This window comes from Streptomyces sp. NBC_01803 (assembly GCF_035917415.1).
In the GTDB taxonomy this organism is placed as follows: Bacteria; Actinomycetota; Actinomycetes; order Streptomycetales; family Streptomycetaceae; genus Streptomyces.
Map to the genome: position 1 here is coordinate 2,673,920 of NZ_CP109073.1, position 19,366 is coordinate 2,693,285.

20 protein-coding genes and 1 riboswitch are annotated in these 19,366 nt (G+C 72.4%); of the genes, 9 read left to right on the forward strand and 11 right to left on the reverse strand.

Features of this window, described 5'->3' with window-relative positions:
- The first annotated feature begins 69 nt into the window (after positions 1-69).
- Entirely contained in the window at positions 70-699 is a 630-nt protein-coding gene (locus tag OIE51_RS11655; RefSeq protein WP_326597510.1) for a TetR/AcrR family transcriptional regulator, read from the forward strand.
- Here the strand turns inward: OIE51_RS11655 and OIE51_RS11660 are convergent.
- Positions 687-956, reverse strand: coding sequence for a DUF4031 domain-containing protein (locus tag OIE51_RS11660; protein WP_326597511.1), 270 nt, complete (start codon positions 954-956; stop codon positions 687-689). The two genes, OIE51_RS11655 and OIE51_RS11660, sit on opposite strands and share 13 nt — an antisense overlap.
- The gene (locus OIE51_RS11665; protein WP_326597512.1) at positions 953-1,318 is read right to left on the reverse strand and encodes a hypothetical protein; all 366 of its coding nucleotides are present in this window, start codon (positions 1,316-1,318) and stop codon (positions 953-955) included. The genes OIE51_RS11660 and OIE51_RS11665 overlap by 4 nt, the downstream gene beginning before the upstream one ends.
- 122 nt (positions 1,319-1,440) lie before the next feature.
- Here OIE51_RS11665 and OIE51_RS11670 point away from each other — a divergent pair, with 122 nt between their 5' ends.
- From OIE51_RS11670 to OIE51_RS11680, 3 genes are all read left to right on the forward strand, one after another.
- Positions 1,441-2,388, forward strand: coding sequence for a MurR/RpiR family transcriptional regulator (locus OIE51_RS11670; protein ID WP_326600605.1), 948 nt, complete (start codon positions 1,441-1,443; stop codon positions 2,386-2,388).
- A 38-nt stretch (positions 2,389-2,426) separates the two neighbouring features.
- Positions 2,427-3,338, forward strand: coding sequence for an N-acetylmuramic acid 6-phosphate etherase (gene murQ / locus OIE51_RS11675; protein WP_326597513.1), 912 nt, complete (start codon positions 2,427-2,429; stop codon positions 3,336-3,338).
- 167 nt (positions 3,339-3,505) lie between these two features.
- Entirely contained in the window at positions 3,506-3,670 is a 165-nt protein-coding gene (locus OIE51_RS11680; protein WP_326597514.1) for a hypothetical protein, read from the forward strand.
- 108 nt (positions 3,671-3,778) lie between these two features.
- On the opposite strand, the gene groL is transcribed toward OIE51_RS11680, so the two are convergent.
- The 4 genes from groL to thrC form a co-directional block, all read right to left on the reverse strand.
- Complete coding sequence (groL, locus tag OIE51_RS11685) at positions 3,779-5,407, reverse strand: chaperonin GroEL (protein WP_326597516.1); 1,629 nt, start codon at positions 5,405-5,407, stop codon at positions 3,779-3,781.
- A gap of 320 nt (positions 5,408-5,727) precedes the next feature.
- Complete coding sequence (locus OIE51_RS11690) at positions 5,728-5,931, reverse strand: cold-shock protein (RefSeq protein ID WP_010035953.1); 204 nt, start codon at positions 5,929-5,931, stop codon at positions 5,728-5,730.
- A gap of 423 nt (positions 5,932-6,354) precedes the next feature.
- Positions 6,355-6,630, reverse strand: coding sequence for a ubiquitin-like small modifier protein 1 (locus OIE51_RS11695; protein ID WP_326597522.1), 276 nt, complete (start codon positions 6,628-6,630; stop codon positions 6,355-6,357).
- Positions 6,627-7,925 carry a threonine synthase gene (gene thrC / locus OIE51_RS11700; protein WP_326597523.1) on the reverse strand — a complete coding sequence of 433 codons (1,299 nt, stop codon included), beginning with the start codon at positions 7,923-7,925 and terminating at the stop codon, positions 6,627-6,629. The genes OIE51_RS11695 and thrC overlap by 4 nt, the downstream gene beginning before the upstream one ends.
- A 13-nt stretch (positions 7,926-7,938) precedes the next feature.
- Positions 7,939-8,077, reverse strand: a riboswitch (SAM riboswitch).
- 227 nt (positions 8,078-8,304) lie between these two features.
- On the opposite strand from thrC, the gene OIE51_RS11705 reads away from it, so the two are divergent.
- Both OIE51_RS11705 and OIE51_RS11710 read left to right on the forward strand, forming a co-directional pair.
- Complete coding sequence (locus OIE51_RS11705; protein WP_326597525.1) at positions 8,305-9,270, forward strand: glucosyl-3-phosphoglycerate synthase; 966 nt, start codon at positions 8,305-8,307, stop codon at positions 9,268-9,270.
- 138 nt (positions 9,271-9,408) lie between these two features.
- Positions 9,409-10,854 (forward strand): alpha,alpha-trehalose-phosphate synthase (UDP-forming), encoded by a 1,446-nt coding sequence (locus tag OIE51_RS11710; RefSeq protein ID WP_326597527.1) that lies wholly within the window; start codon positions 9,409-9,411, stop codon positions 10,852-10,854.
- A 266-nt stretch (positions 10,855-11,120) separates the two neighbouring features.
- On the opposite strand, the gene otsB is transcribed toward OIE51_RS11710, so the two are convergent.
- Genes otsB through OIE51_RS11725 form a run of 3 tightly spaced genes read right to left on the reverse strand, consistent with a single transcriptional unit; the run spans position 11,121 to position 13,557 of the window.
- Positions 11,121-11,942: a trehalose-phosphatase gene (gene otsB, locus OIE51_RS11715; RefSeq protein WP_326597528.1), complete on the reverse strand. Its 822-nt coding sequence runs from the start codon at positions 11,940-11,942 to the stop codon at positions 11,121-11,123.
- Between the two features lie 22 nt (positions 11,943-11,964).
- Positions 11,965-12,228, reverse strand: coding sequence for a DUF3263 domain-containing protein (locus tag OIE51_RS11720; RefSeq protein WP_326597529.1), 264 nt, complete (start codon positions 12,226-12,228; stop codon positions 11,965-11,967).
- A gap of 33 nt (positions 12,229-12,261) precedes the next feature.
- A complete protein-coding gene (locus OIE51_RS11725; protein ID WP_326597531.1) occupies positions 12,262-13,557 on the reverse strand; it encodes an ABC transporter substrate-binding protein in 1,296 nt (431 codons plus the stop codon).
- 265 nt (positions 13,558-13,822) lie between these two features.
- Between OIE51_RS11725 and OIE51_RS11730 the strand changes: the two genes are divergently transcribed.
- Together OIE51_RS11730 and nagA are read left to right on the forward strand one after the other, a co-directional pair.
- Positions 13,823-14,800 (forward strand): ROK family protein, encoded by a 978-nt coding sequence (locus OIE51_RS11730; RefSeq protein WP_326597533.1) that lies wholly within the window; start codon positions 13,823-13,825, stop codon positions 14,798-14,800.
- Complete coding sequence (nagA, locus tag OIE51_RS11735; RefSeq protein WP_326597535.1) at positions 14,797-15,987, forward strand: N-acetylglucosamine-6-phosphate deacetylase; 1,191 nt, start codon at positions 14,797-14,799, stop codon at positions 15,985-15,987. The genes OIE51_RS11730 and nagA overlap by 4 nt, the downstream gene beginning before the upstream one ends.
- Here the strand turns inward: nagA and OIE51_RS11740 are convergent.
- Together OIE51_RS11740 and cdgB are read right to left on the reverse strand one after the other, a co-directional pair.
- The gene (locus OIE51_RS11740) at positions 15,965-16,882 is read right to left on the reverse strand and encodes a hypothetical protein (protein WP_326597536.1); all 918 of its coding nucleotides are present in this window, start codon (positions 16,880-16,882) and stop codon (positions 15,965-15,967) included. The genes nagA and OIE51_RS11740 overlap by 23 nt on opposite strands.
- Before the next feature lie 102 nt (positions 16,883-16,984).
- Positions 16,985-18,592: a diguanylate cyclase CdgB gene (gene cdgB, locus OIE51_RS11745; protein ID WP_326597538.1), complete on the reverse strand. Its 1,608-nt coding sequence runs from the start codon at positions 18,590-18,592 to the stop codon at positions 16,985-16,987.
- A 250-nt stretch (positions 18,593-18,842) separates the two neighbouring features.
- Between cdgB and OIE51_RS11750 the strand changes: the two genes are divergently transcribed.
- Positions 18,843-19,361, forward strand: a complete 519-nt coding sequence (locus tag OIE51_RS11750) for a flavin reductase family protein (RefSeq protein ID WP_442812052.1) — start codon at positions 18,843-18,845, stop codon at positions 19,359-19,361.
- Positions 19,362-19,366: the final 5 nt, after the last annotated feature.

Genomic DNA, 19,366 nt, shown 5'->3' on the forward strand with positions numbered 1-19,366 from the left:
ACAACGGGAGACCCGTTGATCTGACGCGAGCACACGCACCAGCATCGACGCGGGACTGGAGAGCCTTTGATGACTGACGACGCACAAGACCCGGCGGAGTCGGCCGGGCCCGGCACCGTACGCCCGGGAGGCCGCACGGCCCGGGTGCGCGCGGCCGTCCTCGACGCGGCCGGGGACGCCCTGGCCGAGCGCGGCTTCGCCCACCTCGACCTCGCGGACGTGGCGCGCCGCGCCGGGGTGGGCAAGACGACGGTCTACCGCCGCTGGGGCACGGTCACCGGGCTCGTCGCCGATCTGCTGCTCGACATGGCGGAACAGCCGTTGCCCCGCGACGAGTCCGGCGCGCTGCTCGACGACCTCAAGGCCAACGCCCGCCTGGTGCGGCGCGCCCTCGCCGACCCCCGGCAGGGCGCGCTCTTCAAGGCGGTCATCGCCGCCGCCACCTGCGACGAGCGCACCGCCGAGGCACTGCACCGGTTCTACGAGGTCCGCGTCGACGAGTGGGCACCCTGCGTGGAAGGCGCCGTCGAGCGCGGCGAGCTGCCCGGGGGCACGGACGCGCGCGAGGTGATCAGGGCGGTCTCGGCACCGCTCTACTACCGGCTGCTGGCGAGCGGCGGGCCGCTGGACGAGGACAGCGCGGACCGCGCCGCCGAGGCCGCCACCGAGGCCGCCCGCGCCGGGGTCTACGTGCGCTGACGCCGCTTGCGCCGCCGCAGCCCGGCCGCCCGCAGCCGGGCGACCAGCTCGCGGCTGCCGACCTCGACGGCGCCCAGCGCGACGGCGTCCGCGTACCGCTCGGCGGGCAGGTCGTAGTGGTCACGCTCGAAGGCACGGCGCGGCGCCCCCAACCGGGCGGCGAAGGCGTGCAGTTCGGCGAACGACGTGTCGCTGACCAGGTGCGACCACATCCGGCCGTGCCCCGGCCAGGTGGGCGGATCGATGTACACGGTCACCGGCGGGCCCTCGCCAGCGAGCCGACGGCGGCCACGACCTGGCCGGTCACCCCGCAGACCCAGTGCGGGTCCTCCCCCAACTCCGGCTCCACCTCCAGGGCGTGCGGGTCGTCTCCCCCGCACAACGGACACAACGGCCAGCGCCCGCGCCGGCCGAGCAGCGCGTCCTGCATGTCCTGCGCGAGCAACCCCGGCACGAAGGCCGCCCCGGCCGGCCACTGGTCGCACCACCAGCGCCGGTGGGAAACTGCTTCCTCCAGGAGGGAGACCTCCTCCGGCCCGGCCACCTGGTCGGCGGCCAGATCGGCCAGCACCAGGGCCCTGCCACGGTGGACGGCGTCTTCCGGAGTCGGCTGTTCCATACCGACCATTGGACCAGAACACCGAAGGCTCAGAGCCACCGGACATCCCCGACTCGTCCGAGCGGCCCGGAGAGCTTGACGGACCTCGCGCTCGAAAATACGTTTCACCTGTGAGGAAAGCGATGAAGGAAAATTTCACCCGCCGGGCCGGCAGACCCCGTCCCGTCGCCATCGCGCCCCGGCCCGCTCCACCCGAGCCGGGCGCGCTGGCCGCGAAGGTGCGAACCATGGCGCCTTCCATGACCCGTTCCATGCAGCGCGTCGCCGAGACCGTCGCCAGCGACCCGGCCGGCTGCGCCGCGCTCACCGTCACCAGTCTCGCCGAGCGCACCGGCACCAGCGAGGCCACCGTCGTGCGCACGGCCCGCCTCCTGGGCTATCCCGGGTACCGGGACCTGCGCCTGGCCCTCGCCGGGCTCGCCGCCCAGCAGGCGTCGGGCGCCGCCCCGGCCGTCACGGCGGACATCTCGGTGGACGACCCGCTCGGGGACGTCGTCGCCAAGCTCACCCAGGACGAGCGCCAGACCCTCACCGACACGGCCGGCGCGCTGGACATAGCCCAGCTCGAAGCGTCCGTCACCGCCCTGGCCGCCGCCCGCCGCATCGACGTCTACGGCATCGGCGCCTCCTCGCTCGTCGCCCAGGACCTGGCGCAGAAGCTGCTGCGCATCGGGCTGATCGCCCACGCGCACTCCGACCCCCACCTGGCCGTCACCAACGCGGTCCAGCTCCGCACCGGGGACGTCGCCGTCGCCATCACCCACTCCGGCCGCACGGTGGACGTCATCGAGCCGCTGCGAGCCGCCTTCGACCACGGCGCCACCACCATCGCCATCACCGGCCGCCCGGACGGCGAGGTCACGCACTACGCCGACCACGTGCTGACCACCTCGACCGCCCGCGAGAGCGAGCTGCGCCCGGCCGCCATGTCCAGCCGCACCAGCCAACTCCTGGTTGTGGACTGCCTGTTCATCGGTGTCGCGCAGCGCACCTACGAGACGGCCGCCCCCGCGCTGCACGCCAGCTACGAGGCGCTGGCGCACCGCCACGCACCACGGGAACGCCGCTGAAGCAGCCGCCATCACCCCCCACCGGAGAGCCGCTCCGCATGTCCACCGAGTTCGAATCGCTGACGACCGAGGCACACCGTCCCGAGCTGGCCGAGATCGACCAGCGCTCGACGCTCGACATCGCCCGCGCCATGAACGCCGAGGACGCCGTCGTCCCCGGCGCCGTGGCCGCGCAGCTCCCGCGCATCGCCGCCGCCATCGACGCGGCGGCGGAGCGCCTGGCGCGCGGCGGAAGGCTGTTCTATCTGGGCGCGGGCACGGCGGGCCGGCTGGGGGTGCTGGACGCCAGCGAGTGCCCGCCCACGTTCAACACCGCGCCCGAGGAGGTCATCGGCCTGATCGCGGGCGGCCCGGAGGCGATGGTGTCGGCCGTCGAGGGCGCCGAGGACAGCCGCGCGCTGGCGGCGGCCGACCTGGACGCGCACGGTGTGACGCCGGACGACGTGGTGGTCGGCGTCTCGGCCTCCGGGCGCACGCCGTACGCGGTCGGCGCGGTGGAGCACGCCAGGGCGCGCGGGGCGCTCACCATCGGACTGTCGTGCAACGCCGGCTCGCCGCTGGCCGCCGCCGCCGAGCACGGCATCGAGGTGGTCGTCGGGCCCGAGCTGATCACCGGCTCGACGCGGCTGAAGGCGGGCACCGCGCAGAAGCTGGTGCTCAACATGATCTCGACCATCAGCATGATCCGGCTCGGCAAGACCTACGGGAACCTGATGGTGGACGTCCGCGCCTCCAACGAGAAGCTCCGCGCCCGCTCGCGCCGCATCGTGCGCCTCGCGACCGGCGCGCCGGACGGGGTGATCGAGTCCGCCTTGACGGCGACGGGCGGCGAGGTGAAGCACGCGATTCTCACCATCCTCGGCGGCGTCGACGCGCCGACGGCCGACCGGCTGCTCACGGAATCGCGCGGCCATCTGCGCGCCGCGCTCTCGGCGGCGGACCGGGGTTAGGTTTTGCGCCACCTGGCCGATACGTCAGTGTCAGTAGACGCACGTCCACCGAATGGGTGGTTTGCTGCTGCGATCATGGCTTATTTCATCCACTGGTAACACCAGCGGACAATCGTGTCAGATGTCTCGCTCAACCCCCACAGTGAAAGGGAGACACCTTGCGAAACATGCGTAGCTTCGGAGTCAAGGCCGCCGCCACCGTCGGAATCCTCACCGCCGTCGCGGTGATGGGGTCGGCCGGCTCGGCTTCGGCGGTGGAGGTCGACCTCGGTATCCAGCCGACCGTGGACGCCTTTGTCGCCCTGCTGGAGAGCCTCGGCATCTACCTCTGATCTTCCGCATCACGCACCACGCATGACAACGACGAGGGCGGCACCCCCCATCCGGGGGGTGCCGCCCTCCTCACCTGTCCGGCGGAGCCGGCGAGGCGTGGCGCGGACTCAGAAGTCCATGCCGCCGCCCATGCCGCCGGCCGCGTCGCCCGCACCGGCAGCCGCCTTCTCCGGCTTGTCGGCGATGACGGCCTCGGTCGTCAGGAACAGCGCCGCGATGGAGGCGGCGTTCTGCAGCGCGGAGCGCGTGACCTTGGCCGGGTCGATGATGCCCGCGGCCAGCATGTCCACGTACTCACCGGTGGCGGCGTTGAGGCCGTGGCCCGGGGTCAGGTTCCGCACCTTCTCCACCACGACACCGCCCTCAAGGCCGGCGTTCACGGCGATCTGCTTCAGCGGGGCCTCCAGGGCCAGCCGGACGGCGGCGGCGCCGGTGGCCTCGTCACCCTCCAGCTCCAGCTTCTCGAAGACGCTGGACGCCTGGAGCAGGGCCACGCCACCACCGGCGACGATGCCCTCCTCGACGGCGGCCTTGGCGTTGCGCACCGCGTCCTCGATGCGGTGCTTGCGCTCCTTCAGCTCCACCTCGGTGGCGGCACCGGCCTTGATGACGGCCACGCCGCCGGCCAGCTTCGCCAGCCGCTCCTGGAGCTTCTCGCGGTCGTAGTCCGAGTCGGAGGACTCGATCTCGGCGCGGATCTGGTTGACCCGGCCCTGGACGGCCTCGCTGTCACCGGAGCCGTCGACGATCGTGGTCTCGTCCTTGGTGATGACGACCTTGCGCGCGCGGCCCAGCAGGTCGAGCGTCGCGTTCTCCAGCTTGAGGCCGACCTCCTCGGAGATCACCTGGCCGCCGGTGAGAATCGCGATGTCGCCCAGCATGGCCTTGCGGCGGTCGCCGAAGCCCGGGGCCTTGACGGCGACGGACTTGAAGGTGCCGCGGATCTTGTTCACGACCAGGGTGGACAGGGCCTCGCCCTCGACGTCCTCGGCGATGATCAGCAGCGGCTTGCCCGACTGCATGACCTTCTCCAGCAGCGGAAGGAGGTCCTTCACGTTGCTGACCTTGGAGTTGACGATGAGGATGTAGGGGTCCTCCAGCTCGGCCTCCATGCGCTCCATGTCGGTCGCGAAGTAGGCGGAGATGTAGCCCTTGTCGAAGCGCATGCCCTCGGTGAGCTCAAGCTCCAGCCCGAAGGTCTGCGACTCCTCGACGGTGATGACGCCTTCCTTGCCGACCTTGTCCATGGCCTCGGCGATCAGCTCACCGATCTGGGTGTCGCCGGCGGAGATGGAGGCGGTCGAGGCGATCTGCTCCTTGGTCTCGACCTCCTTGGCCTGGTTCAGCAGGGCCTCGGAGACCTTCTCGACCGCGGCCTCGATGCCGCGCTTCAGCGCCATCGGGTTGGCGCCGGCGGCGACGTTGCGCAGGCCCTCACGGACCAGCGCCTGCGCCAGGACGGTCGCGGTCGTCGTGCCGTCACCGGCCACGTCGTCCGTCTTCTTGGCTACTTCCTTGACCAGCTCGGCGCCGATCTTCTCGTAGGGATCCTCCAGCTCGATCTCCTTGGCGATGGACACACCGTCGTTGGTGATGGTGGGGGCGCCCCACTTCTTCTCCAGCACGACGTTCCGGCCCTTGGGGCCGAGTGTGACCTTGACGGCGTCGGCGAGCTGGTTCATCCCGCGCTCAAGGCCGCGCCGCGCCTCCTCGTTGAACGCGATGATCTTGGCCATGTGAAGTGGTCCTCCCAAACCGGCGTGGGGTTGCTCCGGACCGCGCTGGCGCCCGCGACGGACGGCCCCCGACCTGGCGGTTCCTTGCCCCGCCCGGCCTGTGGACCTCACCGAACCGGTCCTTACTTCTGTCACTCTCACCTGCAGAGTGCTAATGCCCAATGATTAGCACTCTCCCCCTTCGAGTGCAAGCGCATCGGAGGGTGACGCCGGGTGCCGCGAGGGCGGGAGAGCGGACCGGGGGGCGAGCGGGACACATGCCAGGGCCCGCACCCTGATCGGGTGCGGGCCCTGGGACGTGAAGCGGTACGGTCGGCGGTTCAGGCGCTCACTCGGACCATGTCGGCCTGTGGCCCCTTCTGTCCTTGCGAGATCTCGAACTCGACCCGCTGCCCCTCTTCCAGGGTGCGGTACCCGTCCATCTGGATCGCGCTGTAGTGGACGAACACGTCCGCACCACCGTCTACCGCGATGAAGCCGTAGCCCTTCTCCGCGTTGAACCACTTGACGGTGCCCTGAGCCATTCCAAACTCCCCATGTTGCTGGCCCTTTCACGGGACCGCACTTCGCGGGCCCGGGTCAGACCTCTCAGACTCCACCCCCTGGCGGTTGGGGGTGTGCGCCGGAACGCGTCGACCGCCGCTGAATGTATCTGGACGGACGCCCAGTGCAACAGGCCATTCGGGAAGGAATTCTTGGCCACCCAGAACGGGCAAAGACCGCATAAAAGCATAAAGTTGAATGTTTTTTGCGTACCCAAAAGCGCTAACCCGACAATTGGTGCACCAATTTTCATCATCTTCTTAGTGCGAAGTGACGAGAATTCATATGCGGGTGGCACAATTACGCGATGAGACGAGGGCCACTCTAGCGCCCGCTCGCGACCGACCGCCCCGCGCGACCGGGTCGCGGGAGGCGGTCGTGGAGTCGCTGTGAAGGCGGGGCGGTCAGCCGCCCGCGACGGCCGGGATGATCGAGACGCCCGCGCCGTCCGGGGTCGGCGTCCGCAGACCTTCCGTGAAGCGGACGTCGTCGTCGTTCACATAAACGTTGACGAATCGCCGCAGCTTGCCGTCGTCGTCCAGCACCCGGCCGGCGATGCCCTGGTGCTTCCGGTCGAGGTCGGCGAGCACGTCACCGAGCGTCTCGCCCTCGGCGGCGACCTCCGCCTTACCGCCGGTGTACGTGCGCAGAATGGTCGGGATTCGGACGGTAACACTCATGATGCGAGGCCAGCCTCTCGGAACGCGTCAAGATTCGGACGAATGATGGCGGAAGGACGAGCGGTGGACTCCACCGCGTCCAGAGTCTTCAGACCGTCACCGGTGTTGAGGACGACCGTCGTCAGCGAGGGGTCGAGAGCGCCGGACTCGATGAGCTTCCTGGTCACCCCGACCGTCACCCCGCCCGCGGTCTCCGCGAAGACGCCCTCGGTGCGCGCCAGCAGGTGGATGGCGTCCACGACCTGCTCGTCCGTGACGTCCTCGATCGCGCCGCCCGTACGCCGTGCGATGTCCAGCACATACGGGCCGTCCGCCGGATTGCCGATCGCCAGCGACTTGGCGATGGTGTCCGGCTTGACCGGCCGGACCACGTCGTGGCCCGCCTTGTACGCCTGCGAGACCGGCGAGCAGCCGGCCGCCTGGGCGCCGAAGATCTTGTAGGGCTTCTCCTCGACCAGCCCGATGGCGATCAGCTCCTTGAGCCCCTTGTCGATCTTGGTGAGCTGGGAGCCGGAGGCGATCGGCACCACGAGCTGGTCCGGCAACCGCCAGCCGAGCTGCTCGCAGATCTCGTAGGCCAGGGTCTTGGAGCCCTCCGCGTAGTAGGGGCGGAGGTTCACGTTCACGAAGCCCCAGCGCTCGCCGGCCGGGTCGCCGATCAGCTCGCTGCAGAACCGGTTCACGTCGTCGTACGTGCCCTGGATGCCGACCACGTCGCCGCCGTACACCGCCGCCATGACGACCTTGCCCTGCTCCAGGTCGTGCGGGATGAAGACGCAGGAGCGCAGCCCCGCGCGGGCCGCCGCCGCGCCGACGGCGCCGGCCAGGTTGCCCGTGGAGGAGCAGGAGAGGGTGGTGAAGCCGAAGGCGCGGGCGGCCTCCACGGCGTTGGCCACCACGCGGTCCTTGAAGGAGTGCGTGGGGTTGCCGGAGTCGTCCTTCACATACAGATCGCCGGTGACGCCCAGCGCGGCGGCGAGGCGGTCGGCCTTGACGAGCGGGGTCCAGCCGGGGTTCAGATTCGGCTTGTCCGCCACGTCGGCGGGCACGGGGAGCAGCGGTGCGTAACGCCAGATGCTGGCCGGACCCGCCGCGATCCGGCGCCTCAGCTCTTCGGGGTCGCCGCTGGGAAGGTCGTAGGCGATCTCCAGCGGCCCGAAACAGGACGCGCAGGCGAAGATCGGGGCGAGCTCGAATCGCTCGCCGCACTCCCGGCAGGACAGCGCCACGGCGGGACCCAGGTCGACGGCGGGGGTGGCGGCGCGCGCGCCGCCCTTCTGAGTGAGCACAGACATGTGCGAGGCCCTCTCCTCATCTTCCCCGCGACGGCTCTCGTCGCAGGACGGATTTGGCACCTTCCCCACCGGGAGCCTCGCGTCTTCACGAGACCGGCGGAAGGGTTGCCGGGGCTTCAACGGGCCGTTCCCTCTGCCCCTCTGGATGAGCGGTATGTGGTTGTATGCGCGGCTTCCCGATATGCGGAGGACACCTGCGCTGTTCGAGACTGTAACGGACGGCCCGCACAATGGCCCGGGCCGTCCGATCCGCGAGACACGGGATGAGACCGCGAGATCACAGAAGAAACCTGGTCTCACTGGGTTCGGACCCCGCCAGGAAGGGGCAGATACGGCCATACGGAGTAAATGTGGCCGAACGCGAACAGGAGCGACATTCGTGCTGGAAGAGGCAGAGGAGTGGCTGAGCCGCCGGTCCTGGGACGCCGCTGACCGCTCTATGCCGCAGCTGTTGAACGCGAAGCGGGCAGCAGGCGCGGCAGGCAGCATCAGCGTGGTCCTCCCCGCGCTGAACGAAGAGGCGACCGTCGGTGCCATCGTGGAAGCGCTGCGGCGCGACCTCATGGAGGACGTGCCACTGATCGACGAACTGATGGTGGTGGACTCCGGCTCCACCGACCGCACCTCGGAGGTGGCCGCCGCGGCGGGCGCCAAGGTCGTGCACCGCGACGAGATCCTGCCGCGGATGCCGACCGTCCCGGGCAAGGGCGAGGTGCTGTGGCGCTCGCTCCTGGCCACGAGCGGCGAGATCGTCTGTTTCGTCGACGCCGACCTGAAGGACTTCGACTCCAGATTCGTCTCGGGGATTCTCGGCCCCCTGCTCACCGAGCCGAGCGTGCAGCTCGTGAAGGCGATGTACGACCGGCCGCTGGGCGACAAGCCGGCGCAGGCCAAGCAGGGCGGCAGAGTCACCGAGCTGGTGGCCCGCCCCCTGCTGAATCTGCACTGGCCGCAGCTCGCCGGTGTGGTGCAGCCGCTCGGCGGGGAGTACGCGGCCCGTCGCTCGCTGCTGGAGCGGCTCCCGTTCCCCGTCGGGTACGGCGTGGAGCTCGGGCTGCTCATCGACACGCTCAACCTGATGGGGCTCGACGCCCTCGCCCAGGTCGACGTGGGCGTGCGCAAGCACCGGCACCAGGACGGGCAGGCCCTGGGCCGGATGGCCGCCGCGATCATGCGCACCGCGCAGAGCCGGCTGCCGGGTTCGGTGATGCCCATCAGACTCGGGCTCACCCAGTTCGAACGCACGGACGACGGCGGTTTCTCGCCGTCGACCCACGCGATCAACGCGGAGGAGCGGCCCCCGATGGCCACCGTCCCCGAGTACGCCGCCCGCAAGGCGGCCTAGCGAGATCGCCCCAGCGGCCCCCGGTCCACCCCCACAGGGGTGAACCGGGGGCCGCTGTGACAGGTGACACGTTTCCTGAGCCGTGGGACTGGCTAGCCTCCGCCCGAGACGCGCCCCCTGGTGGACGGAGACCGACGGATGAGCGCCGAGGCGACGAGCCACACGGATCAGGTGCTGGTGGCCTCCAATCGCGGCCCCGTGAGCTACGGGATCGCCGAGGACGGCTCGCTCACCGCCAAGCGCGGCGGCGGCGGCCTGGTCTCCGGGCTGAGCGCGCTGGGCACCGCGGCCGGCACCTGGGTCTGCGCGGCGCTCGGTGACGGCGACCGCGAGGCCGCCCGACGGGCCGGCCCCCGGCTGGACCCGGCCGACACGGGTGGGCAGGCGGTGCGGATGCTGGACATCCCGGCCGGCACGTTCGACGCGGCGTACAACGGGGTCGCCAACTCCGTGCTGTGGTTCGTCCATCACCTGCTGTACCAGACGCCGCTGGAGCCGGTCTTCGACACCGGCTTCGAGGAGCAGTGGGCCGCGTACGAGACGTACAACCGGGCCTTCGCCGACGCCCTGGCCGACGAGGCCGCGCCGGGCGCGGCCGTGCTCGTGCAGGACTACCACCTCTCGCTGGTCCCCGGCCTGCTGCGCGAGCGCCGGCCCGACCTGCGGATCGGGCACTTCTCGCACACCCCCTGGGCGCCGCCCGAGCTGTACGCGGTGCTGCCGGACGCGATCGCGCGGCAGGTGCTGCTGGGCATCCTGGGCGCGGACCGGGCCGCCTTCCTCACCCACCGCTGGGCGCGGGCCTTCGCGGACTGCTGCGCGGCCGTGCTGGGCGCGGAGGTGGACGGGCTGTCCGTCACCTACGAGGGCCGCACGACGCGGCTGGGCGTGCACGGTCTGGGGGCGGACGCCGACTTCCTGCGGGAGCGGGCGTTCCGTCCGGACGTGGACGAGCGGCTGGCGGCGCTGCGCGAGGAGGTCGGCGACCGCCGGACGATCGTGCGGGTGGACCGCACGGAGCTGTCGAAGAACATCGTGCGCGGCCTGTACGCCTACCGCCGGCTGCTGACCGACCGCCCGCAGTGGCGCGGCCGGGTGACGCACGTGGCGTTCGCGTATCCGTCGCGGCAGGACCTGGCGGTCTACCGCGAGTACACGGCCGAGGTCTCCCGGGTGGCGGACGAGATCAACGCGGCGTTCGGCGCGGACGGCTGGACGCCGGTCGTGCTGCACGTCAAGGACGACTTCGCCCGTTCGCTGGCGGCCTACCGGATGGCCGACGTGGCGTTCGTGAACCCGATCCGGGACGGGATGAACCTGGTCGCCAAGGAGATCCCGGTGGTCTCCGAGCGGGGCTGCGCGCTGGTCCTGTCCCGCGAGGCGGGCGCGGCGGCGGAGCTGGGCGAGGACGCCCTGCTGGTGAACCCCTACGACATCGCCGCCACGGCCGAGGCCCTGCACCTCGCCCTGTCGATGCCCCCGGACGAGCGCGCCCAACGCTCCAAGCGCCTGGCCGCCACCGCGACGGCCCTGCCCCCCCAGGCGTGGTTCCTGGACCAGCTCACGGCCCTCCGCGAGATCTGACCGCGACAGCGGAAGGAACGGCCCCACGCGGCCCCCACGCGGCCCCCACCGGGCGGTCGCGGTCAGCGCGGGTGGTGCGGCCCACACGGCCAGGAGGGCGGCGACACCTCGCGAGCCGTCACGGTCGGGACACCCACCACCGCCGACGGGACGCCGGGCCCACGCCGGGCGACCCGCGCGTCCACGACCGGCCGCCGCCCGACGGGCGACGCCAGGGACACACCCGAAAGACGCACCCCCACGCGGCCCACACCGGGCGGTCGCGGTCAGCGCAGGTGGTGCGCCAGGGTGGTCAGGAGGGTGGCGACGCCCTCGGGGCCGTCCACCGTCAGGTCGGTGGCCGCCGCCAGCTCTCGCACCTCGGCGCTGCCGCTGCACACCCGCAGGCCGGCCACCCCGGTCTCGGCGAGCTTGGTGACCGCCTCGAAGGCGGCGAGGTCGCCGAGGTCGTCGCCCGCGTACAGCACCGACGCCGCGCCCGTGTCGCGGGCCAGGGCGGTGAGGGCCGCGCCCTTGTCCATGCCCGGGGGGCGCAGCTCCAGGACCAGGCGGCCCGGCTCCAGCGTCAGGCGGTGGCGCGCGGCCAGCTCCGTCATCGGCTCGCGCAGCGCGGCGAACGCGCCCGCCGGGTCGTCGGCGCGGCGGGTATGGACGGCCAGCGCGTTGCCCTTGTCCTCGACGAACGCGCCGGTCTCCGCGACCAGCGCGGGCAGCTCCGCGCGGGCGGCGGCGACGCCCGCGTGCGGCGGCGGGGTGCGCAGTACGCCGGTGGCCGCGTCCCAGCGCTCCGCGCCGTACGCGCCGAGCACCACCAGACCGGCCAGCTCGGGGTGGCCCGCGAAGCCGCCGAGCCGCACGGCGACCCCGGCCGGGCGGCCGGTGACGATGGCGACGGCGGCCACCCGCCCGGCGAGCCGGGCCAGCGCGGGCACGGCGTCGGGGTGGGGTCTGGCCTGCTCGGGGTCGGCCACGATGGGGGCCAGCGTGCCGTCGAAGTCGAGGGCGATCAGCGCCCGCCGGGGCTGATCGAGGAGTGCCGCGAGGCCGGCGCGGCCGGCGTCCGTCACGGGTACGGGAAGGCTGCCCATGTACATGACCTTACCGACGGCCTCAGCGGCGCTCGCGGCGGGACTCGCGCAGTCGGCGCAGACGGTTCACCGTCACCGGGTCGTGGGCGAGGGCGCGCGGATCGTCCAGCAGGGCGTTGAGGAGCTGGTAGTAGCGGGTGGGCGAGATCCCCAGGCGCTCCCGGATGGCCCGCTCCTTCGCACCGGCACCCGGCCACGCGGCGCGCTCGACGGCGAGGACGGCACGGTCCCTTTCGGACAGCCCGTCCGCGTCGTCACCGCCCTCGTCGTGGTGCTCGGTGGTCATCCGGGCAGTTTATGGGGTCGTTTCCAGACGAATTCATTCCTCGTCCCGGTCGAGGGCGTCCGCGTCGCTCTGCAGCCGGGAGAGAACGCCCTCCACGTCGCCGCCGGGGCGCACGGCGTCCCCGATGACCTCGGAGATCAGGCCCGCGACCGTGGTCCAGGACACCTTGCCCGCCGGGAGGAAGGTGGCGCCCGGCAGCTCGTTCAGGAACGGCCGCAGCCGCCGGTTCTCCGGCGAATCGCTCTCGCTCATCGTGTGCGCGGCGGGCGTGGAGACGGGCAACAGGCGGAAGCGCTCGGCGAAGGTGCTGACGTTGCGGTGCTCGCTGAAGAGGTAGTTGAGGAACGTGGCGATGTGCTCCTGGTTCCCCCGCTGCTTGAAGCCGAGCAGCCAGGAGGCGTCGCCCATCACGGACAGGCTGGCGCCGCGCCGACCGGGCATCGCGGACATGCCGTATTCGACGCCGCCCTGCTCGGCGTAGCCCATCAGGAACGGGTCCCCGGTGAGCATCCCGACCCGCCCGGCGGCGAACGCCTCGTAGACCGCCTGGCGCGTGGTGTCGCCGGGGGCCGCCCCGCCGGTCCGGTCCGCGCCGACGAGGTGGTCGCGCAGCCAGGTGAACGTCCAGGTGTTGGCGGGCGATTCGATCGTGTAGCTGCCGGTGGGGTCGGTGAGCGTGCCGCCGCCGGCGAGCATCCACATCAGCGCCTCGGCGTTCGCGTCGTCATGGCCGAACGCGAGCCCGTACGGCTGCTCGACACCGGCGGCGCGCAGCATGTCGGCCGCGTTCAGCAGCTCCTGCCAGTCGCGCGGCGGGGTGTCGGGGTCGAGGCCGGCCTGCGTGAAGAGGTCCTTGTTCCAGAAGAACGTCTGGAGGTAGGCGACGAACGGCATCCCGTACTGGACGCGCCGCACCTCGCCCGCCGCGGCGATCGAGGAGGGGAAGTCGGACAGCACCGGGATGGTGAGCAGGTCGTTGGCGTCGTAGAGCTCGCCCTCCCGGGCGAAGTCCGCGAACATGTAGAGCTGCGCCATGTCCGGCGCGTTCCCGGCGCCGATCATCCGGGCCACCTCGTCGTAGGTCGACTGGTAGGGGATGGCCGTGACCTCGACCCGTATGTCCGGGTTGATCTCGCGGAAGTCGGCGGCCAGGTCGTTCCAGAACTGCTCGACGCTGCCGCCGCCCACCAGGTCGGCGAACTCGGTCACCACCAGCCTCAGCACCACCTCCCCGCCGGCCGAATCGCTGCCGCAGGCCGTCGCCGTTGCCGTCAGGCCGAGGGCACTGGTGAGCCCAGCGGTCACGCCCATGAATCGCCGACGTCGCACGTCACTTCCCCTTTGTGTTTCCTGGTCAACGGAATCTCACGAGGCGCACACGACCCCCGTCGGCGCCCAAATTCCAGAGTCTGCCTCCCCCTCATCCGCCACAGTGGGCAGCAGTGGTATCGGTTTGGCAACACCCCTTGCACGCAGCGGGACGCGCTGCACGCCCAGCCGCCCATCTCCCCCGAAGCGGCCGAAATCCTCGCCCGCCCCGGATCGGGTCGTGTGGACTAGACCTCTTCTCCCCTCTCGGGTGAGACTGGCGCGTGTGACTCTCCAGGACACCGAGCAGGACTACGCGATCGCCCTCGACGTGGGCGGCACCGTGCTGAAGGCCGCGCTGACCGGACGGGACGACGGACCGCTGCACCAGGCGCGCCGGCCCACGGCGGGGACCGGCGACCCGGCCCACGTGGTGGCCGGAATCCTGGACTTCACCCGCGAGCTGTACGACGCGGGCACCGCCCGCTTCGGCCGGCCGCCGGCCGCCGCCGGGATCGTGGTGCCGGGGCTGGTCGACGAACGGGCGGGCCTCGCCGTCTACAGCGCCAACCTGGGCTGGCGCGACGTGCCGCTGGCCCGGCTGGTGAGCGAGCGGCTCGGCGGCGTCCCGGTGGCCCTCGGCCACGACGTGCGGGCCGGCGGCCTCGCCGAGGGCCGGCTGGGCGCGGGCGCCGGGCTGAGCCGTTTCCTCTTCGTCGCCCTGGGCACCGGCATCGCGGGCGCCATCGGCGTCGACGGCCGGATGGAGCCGGGCGCGCACGGCGCGGCCGGTGAGATCGGCCACATCGTGATCCGGCCCGGCGGTGTCCGCTGCGGCTGCGGCCAGTACGGCTGCCTGGAGACGGTGGCCTCCGCCGCCGCGGTCGGCCGCGCCTGGGCCGCCGCCTCCGGCACGCCCGGGGCCACCGCCGCCGACGCGACGGCGGCCCTCGCGGCGGGTGACGGGCGGGCCGCTTCGCTGTGGCGGGAGGCGGTGGACGGCCTCGCCGACGGGCTGCTGACCACCGTCGCCCTGCTGGACCCGGGCGCCGTCGTCATCGGCGGCGGGCTGGCCGAGGCGGGCGAGACCCTGCTCGACCCGCTGCGCACGGCTCTGGCGGCGAAGGCCACGTTCCACCGGCTGCCCACGGTCGTCCCGGCGGCGCTGGGCGACTCGGCCGGCTGCCTGGGCGCCGGTCTGCTGGCGTGGGAACGCGCCGGCCTCGGCCCGGCGGCCCCGGCCATCGCGGAGGTGACCCGATGAGTCGCGTGGTGCTCGCCGGGGCGCGCGTCGTGCGACCCGTAGGCGTCGACGCGGGCGGCCGGGTCACGGTCGAGGACGGCCGGATCGTCGCGGACGCCCGCCCGGCGGAACACCGCCCGGCGGAGAGCTCGCCCGTCGTGGACCTGACCGGGCACTGGCTGGTGCCCGGCTTCGTGGACCTCCACGCGCACGGCGGCGGCGGCGCGTCGTTCTCCGCCGGCACGGCCGAGGAGGCGCTGCGCGTCATCCGCGCCCACCGGGCCCACGGCACGACCACCATGGTCGCCTCCACCGTCACCGGCGACCTCGGCGACCTCGCCGCGCAGGCCGGCACGCTCTCCGAGCTGGTGGAGCAGGGCGACCTGGCCGGTATCCACTTCGAGGGCCCGTTCATCGCCGCCGGCCGCTGCGGGGCCCACGAGCCCACGCTGCTGCGCGACCCGGACCGCTCGGCCGTCGGCGAGCTGATCGACGCGGCGCGCGGGACGGCCCGGATGCTGACGCTCGCGCCCGAGCTGCCCGGCGGTATCGAGGCGGTGCGGCTGCTGCGCGACCACGGTGTGATCGCGGCCGTCGGCCACACCGACGCGACCTACGAGGCGACGCGACGGGCCGTCGAGGCGGGCGCCACCGTCGCCACCCACCTGTTCAACGCCATGCCGCCGCTGGCCCACCGCGCGCCCGGGCCGATCGCCGCGCTGCTGGAGGACGAGCGGGTCACCGTCGAGCTGATCAACGACGGCACGCATCTGCACCCGTCCGTGCTGGGGCTCGCCTTCCGCTCGGCGGGAGCGGGCCGGGTGGCGTTCGTCACCGACGCCATGGGCGCGGCCGGGATGGGCGACGGCAGCTATCCGCTGGGCCCGCTGCGGGTGGAGGTCGCGGGCGGCGTCGCCCGGCTGGCCGAGGGGGGCGCCATCGCGGGCTCCACACTCACCCTGGACCGGGCGCTGCGCCGCGCGGTGACCGTCGACGGCCTGCCCGTCGCGGAGGCGGTCCGGGCGCTGTCGGCGACCCCGGCGCGGCTGCTGGGCGTGGCCGACCGGGTCGGGTCGATCGAGGAGGGCAAGGACGCCGACCTGGTAGTTCTGGACGAGGAGTTCGCGGTGGCCGGGGTGATGCGCGGCGGGGAGTGGCTGAGCGGTCCGCCCCGGCCGACGGCCCTCAGCTCTCCTCGTGGTCGCTGATCCAGAGCTGGTCTATGGCGACGTCGCAGGGGCGGTCACAGGTGAGCGTGACCGTGTTACTGCCCTGGACCAGCTCGACCAGGTTGAACGTGCGCACCCAGCTGTCGTCGAAGGCGTCACTCGCGGTGGAGTAGTCCTGCATGTCCACCGGGTCGGTGCGGGGCGTGCCGTTGACGGAGAAGCCCATGGCCTGACCGTCGGTGATCGTCGAGTACCCGGTGTAGAGGTAGTACTGGCCCGGCTCGCCCTCGAAGTCGAACGTCCAGGTGATCGTCGCGTTCGGACGGCCCTGCACCGCGATGTAGGCGCCGGTGTCCGAGCGGGCGTTCTGGAAGGTGGACTCCAGGGCCGCGCCGTTGCCGAACTGAAGCCGCGTGAGGTCGGCCACGGGCAGGTCCGGGGCCTCGGTCTCCTCGTCGGCCGGCGGGTCCGTCGGGTCGTCGCCGTCCTGCTCGTCGTCGGCGTTGCCCGTGGGAGCGGACGACTCTCCGTCGTTCGCCCCCTGGTTCTCCTCGCCGCCGCTGAACAGGATCGCCGCGCCGACGCCGAGCACCACGGCCAGGACGACCGCGATGGCGCCGATCAGCAGCCCGTTCCGGCGCTGGTCGGGCCCCGGCGCGCGGCGCCGGTCGTGCGGCCCGCCACCGTTCGGCGGCCTGCCGCCCACCTGTGTCTCGGGCGCCGCGTAGCGGGCGTCCGGGCGCGCCGGTGCCTGCTGCTGCCGGTATCCCTGCTGGCCGCCGAAGGTCCGCTCCCCCACCGGGCGGACCTGGTTGTACGACGGCTGCCGCAGGGTCTGCTGCGGCGGCGGCGCGTCGCCCTCGGGACGGTACAGGTACGCGAACGGGTCGTCCGGCTCGTCGGGCGTGCCCCTGCCGCTGTTCCCCGCGCTCATCCGACTACCGCTCCTTAGTCACCGCTTTTCCCCCACCCTGGTACGGCTGCCGAGCCTACCCCGTTCGAGCGAACGGCCGGGACCGTTCCGGAACGCTCCGGCTCAGCCCGCGCGTCGTCTGCCCTGGGAGCGGGAGCGCTTCTCGATGTACATCCGCTGGTCGGCGGATTCCAGGACTTCTTCGGTGGTCATCCCGCAGGCCGCCCAGCCGATGCCGAAACTCGCGCCCACCCGCACGGCGCGGCCCTCGACCCGGATCGGCGGGATGATGCCGTTGCGCAGCCGGACCGCCAGGTCCGACGCCTCCGCCGGGCCCAGGCCCTCGGCCAGCACCACGAACTCGTCCCCGCCGAGGCGCGCGACCGTGTCGTTGTCCCGCACGCCCTGCTCCAGGCGGCGGGCGACCTCGACCAGCACCGCGTCGCCGCAGACATGGCCGAAGCGGTCGTTGATCGATTTGAAGCCGTCGAGGTCGCAGAAGAGCACCGCCAGGCCCTTGCCGTCGCCGCCGGGGGCGTCCGGCGCGACGACGTGCTCGTGGTGGTCGTAGGCGCGCGGCGGCGGGGTGCCGTAGCCCTCGAACGCGTCGGTGACCCGGTCGGCGGCCGGGGCGGTCCGGCCGAACCGGTCGGGTGTCGTGTCGCATATCCGCCCGCCGAGCCGCGCGCGCAGCTCGGCGCTGTTGGGCAGGCCGGTGAGCGAGTCGTGGCTCGCGCGGTGGGCGAGGGCGAGCTCGTGGCGCTTGCGCTCCTCGATGTCCTCGACGTGGGTGAGCTGCACCTGCGGGCCGTCGGCGGCGTCGGCGACCACCGAGTTGCGCAGGCTGACCCAGACGTACGAGCCGTCGCGCCGGGCGAGCCGCAGCTCGGCCCGGCCGCCCTCGGCCGAGGTGCGCAGCAGGACGCCGGTGTCCTCGGGGTGGACGAGGTCGGCGAAGCTGTAGCGGCGCAGCACCGAGCCGGGGCGGCCCAGCAACCGGCACAGCGCGTCGTTGACGCGGATCAGGCGGCCGTGGCTCTCGCCGCCCACCTCCGCGATGGCCATGCCGCTGGGCGCGTACTCGAACGCCTGCCGGAAGCTCTCCTCGCTGGCCCGCAGCGCCTGCTGCTCCCGCTCCAGACGGATGAGCGCCCGCTGCATGTTGCCGCGCAGGCGGGCGTTGCTGATGGCGATGGCGGCCTGGGAGGCGTAGAGCTGGAGGGCCTCGCAGCCCCAGGGCCCGGGACGGCGGCCGTTGCGCGGCTTGTCGACCTCCAGCACGGCCAGCAGCTCGCCGTCGGAGGCGTACATGGGGGCGAAGAGGCGGTCCATCGGGTGCCACTCGTCGGGATAGCGCGGGGCGGGCCCGGTGGTGTGCCACTGCGGGACGTCGTCGTGATCGAGGACCCAGCCCTCGGTGTACGGGATGAAACGGAGCTCGCCCCAGCGCTCGCCCATGGACAGGCGGCGCTCCCACGACTCGCGGGAGCCGGTCCGGCCGGCGATGGCGGCCTCGGCCTTGTCGCTCCCGGCCACGGCGGCGACCAGCAGGTCGCCGTCGGGTCTCACCAGGTTCACCGCCGCCAGCTCGAAGCCGAGTGCGGCGACGGCCCCGTCGGCGATGGTCTGGAGGGTGTCGGCCATACTGCGGGCGGTGCTGAGCTGAGCGACAACCTGGTGCAGCTCCCGCAGTGAGGCGAGGCGCACATATGGCTCCGTCTCCGTTTCCATCACTCCCCCGGGCGCGAAATGCACGTGCAGATATACAGGCCACTGAATCACAGCGAGCTGCCCGCTAGGTACACAGGGTCAGCAATTAGTCGCCTGCTGTGATTCATGTCACAGTACGAAAGTGCTCGGTCGCGGGATGTAGGACGCTTGGCGACTCGTTCTGGTTCCCGGGGCCGATGCGGCCCCCGGGGGGCGCCGGTTACCGTTTCGTACCGTGTCCCTACCAGCGCGGCAGTCCCAGCACCGGCACATCCCCCATCCTGAGGGGGTGAGCGAGGAGCAGTTCCGCGGCGCCCTGGCCCGGCTGGCCGCCGGGGTGGTGCTCGTCACCGCCCACGACGAGGAGGACGAGCCGCGCGGGGCGCCCGCCGGGATGACGGCGACGGCGTTCCTGTCCGTGTCCCTCGACCCGCCGCTGGTGCTGGTGAGCGTGCGCACCGACTCGCGGATGGACGAGGTGCTGGAGCGGCAGCCGCTGTGGGCCGCGTCCCTGCTCACCGACGGTCAGCGGTCCATAGCCGGGCGGTTCGCGATGAAGGGACGGCTCAGCGACCGGCTCCTCTTCCAGGAGGTGCCGCACACGCTGGGCGAGCACACCGGGGCGCCGCTGATCAAGGGCTCGTTGGCCACCGTCGAGTGCCGCACCGAGCAGCGGGTGCCGGCCGGGGACCACACGCTGGTGATCGGCCGGGTGCTGGCCGCGGAGCTGCCGACCGTCGAGGGCGGTCCCCTTCTCTACTACCGCGCCGGCTACCGGCACCTGGGCTGACCGGG

What these genes read in the sequence shown, in the direction of transcription:
- cdgB (WP_326597538.1), bottom strand. Translation starts at nt 18,592, where the DNA reads ATGGAAACGGAGACGGAGCCATATGTGCGCCTCGCCTCACTGCGGGAG.
- OIE51_RS11710 (WP_326597527.1), top strand. Translation starts at nt 9,409, where the DNA reads ATGAGCGCCGAGGCGACGAGCCACACGGATCAGGTGCTGGTGGCCTCC.
- OIE51_RS11695 (WP_326597522.1), bottom strand. Translation starts at nt 6,630, where the DNA reads ATGAGTGTTACCGTCCGAATCCCGACCATTCTGCGCACGTACACCGGC.
- thrC (WP_326597523.1), bottom strand. Translation starts at nt 7,925, where the DNA reads ATGTCTGTGCTCACTCAGAAGGGCGGCGCGCGCGCCGCCACCCCCGCC.
- OIE51_RS11665 (WP_326597512.1), bottom strand. Translation starts at nt 1,318, where the DNA reads ATGGAACAGCCGACTCCGGAAGACGCCGTCCACCGTGGCAGGGCCCTG.
- murQ (WP_326597513.1), top strand. Translation starts at nt 2,427, where the DNA reads ATGTCCACCGAGTTCGAATCGCTGACGACCGAGGCACACCGTCCCGAG.
- OIE51_RS11720 (WP_326597529.1), bottom strand. Translation starts at nt 12,228, where the DNA reads ATGACCACCGAGCACCACGACGAGGGCGGTGACGACGCGGACGGGCTG.
- OIE51_RS11680 (WP_326597514.1), top strand. Translation starts at nt 3,506, where the DNA reads ATGCGTAGCTTCGGAGTCAAGGCCGCCGCCACCGTCGGAATCCTCACC.
- nagA (WP_326597535.1), top strand. Translation starts at nt 14,797, where the DNA reads ATGAGTCGCGTGGTGCTCGCCGGGGCGCGCGTCGTGCGACCCGTAGGC.
- otsB (WP_326597528.1), bottom strand. Translation starts at nt 11,942, where the DNA reads ATGGGCAGCCTTCCCGTACCCGTGACGGACGCCGGCCGCGCCGGCCTC.
- OIE51_RS11690 (WP_010035953.1), bottom strand. Translation starts at nt 5,931, where the DNA reads ATGGCTCAGGGCACCGTCAAGTGGTTCAACGCGGAGAAGGGCTACGGC.
- OIE51_RS11670 (WP_326600605.1), top strand. Translation starts at nt 1,441, where the DNA reads ATGAAGGAAAATTTCACCCGCCGGGCCGGCAGACCCCGTCCCGTCGCC.
- OIE51_RS11655 (WP_326597510.1), top strand. Translation starts at nt 70, where the DNA reads ATGACTGACGACGCACAAGACCCGGCGGAGTCGGCCGGGCCCGGCACC.
- groL (WP_326597516.1), bottom strand. Translation starts at nt 5,407, where the DNA reads ATGGCCAAGATCATCGCGTTCAACGAGGAGGCGCGGCGCGGCCTTGAG.
- OIE51_RS11740 (WP_326597536.1), bottom strand. Translation starts at nt 16,882, where the DNA reads ATGAGCGCGGGGAACAGCGGCAGGGGCACGCCCGACGAGCCGGACGAC.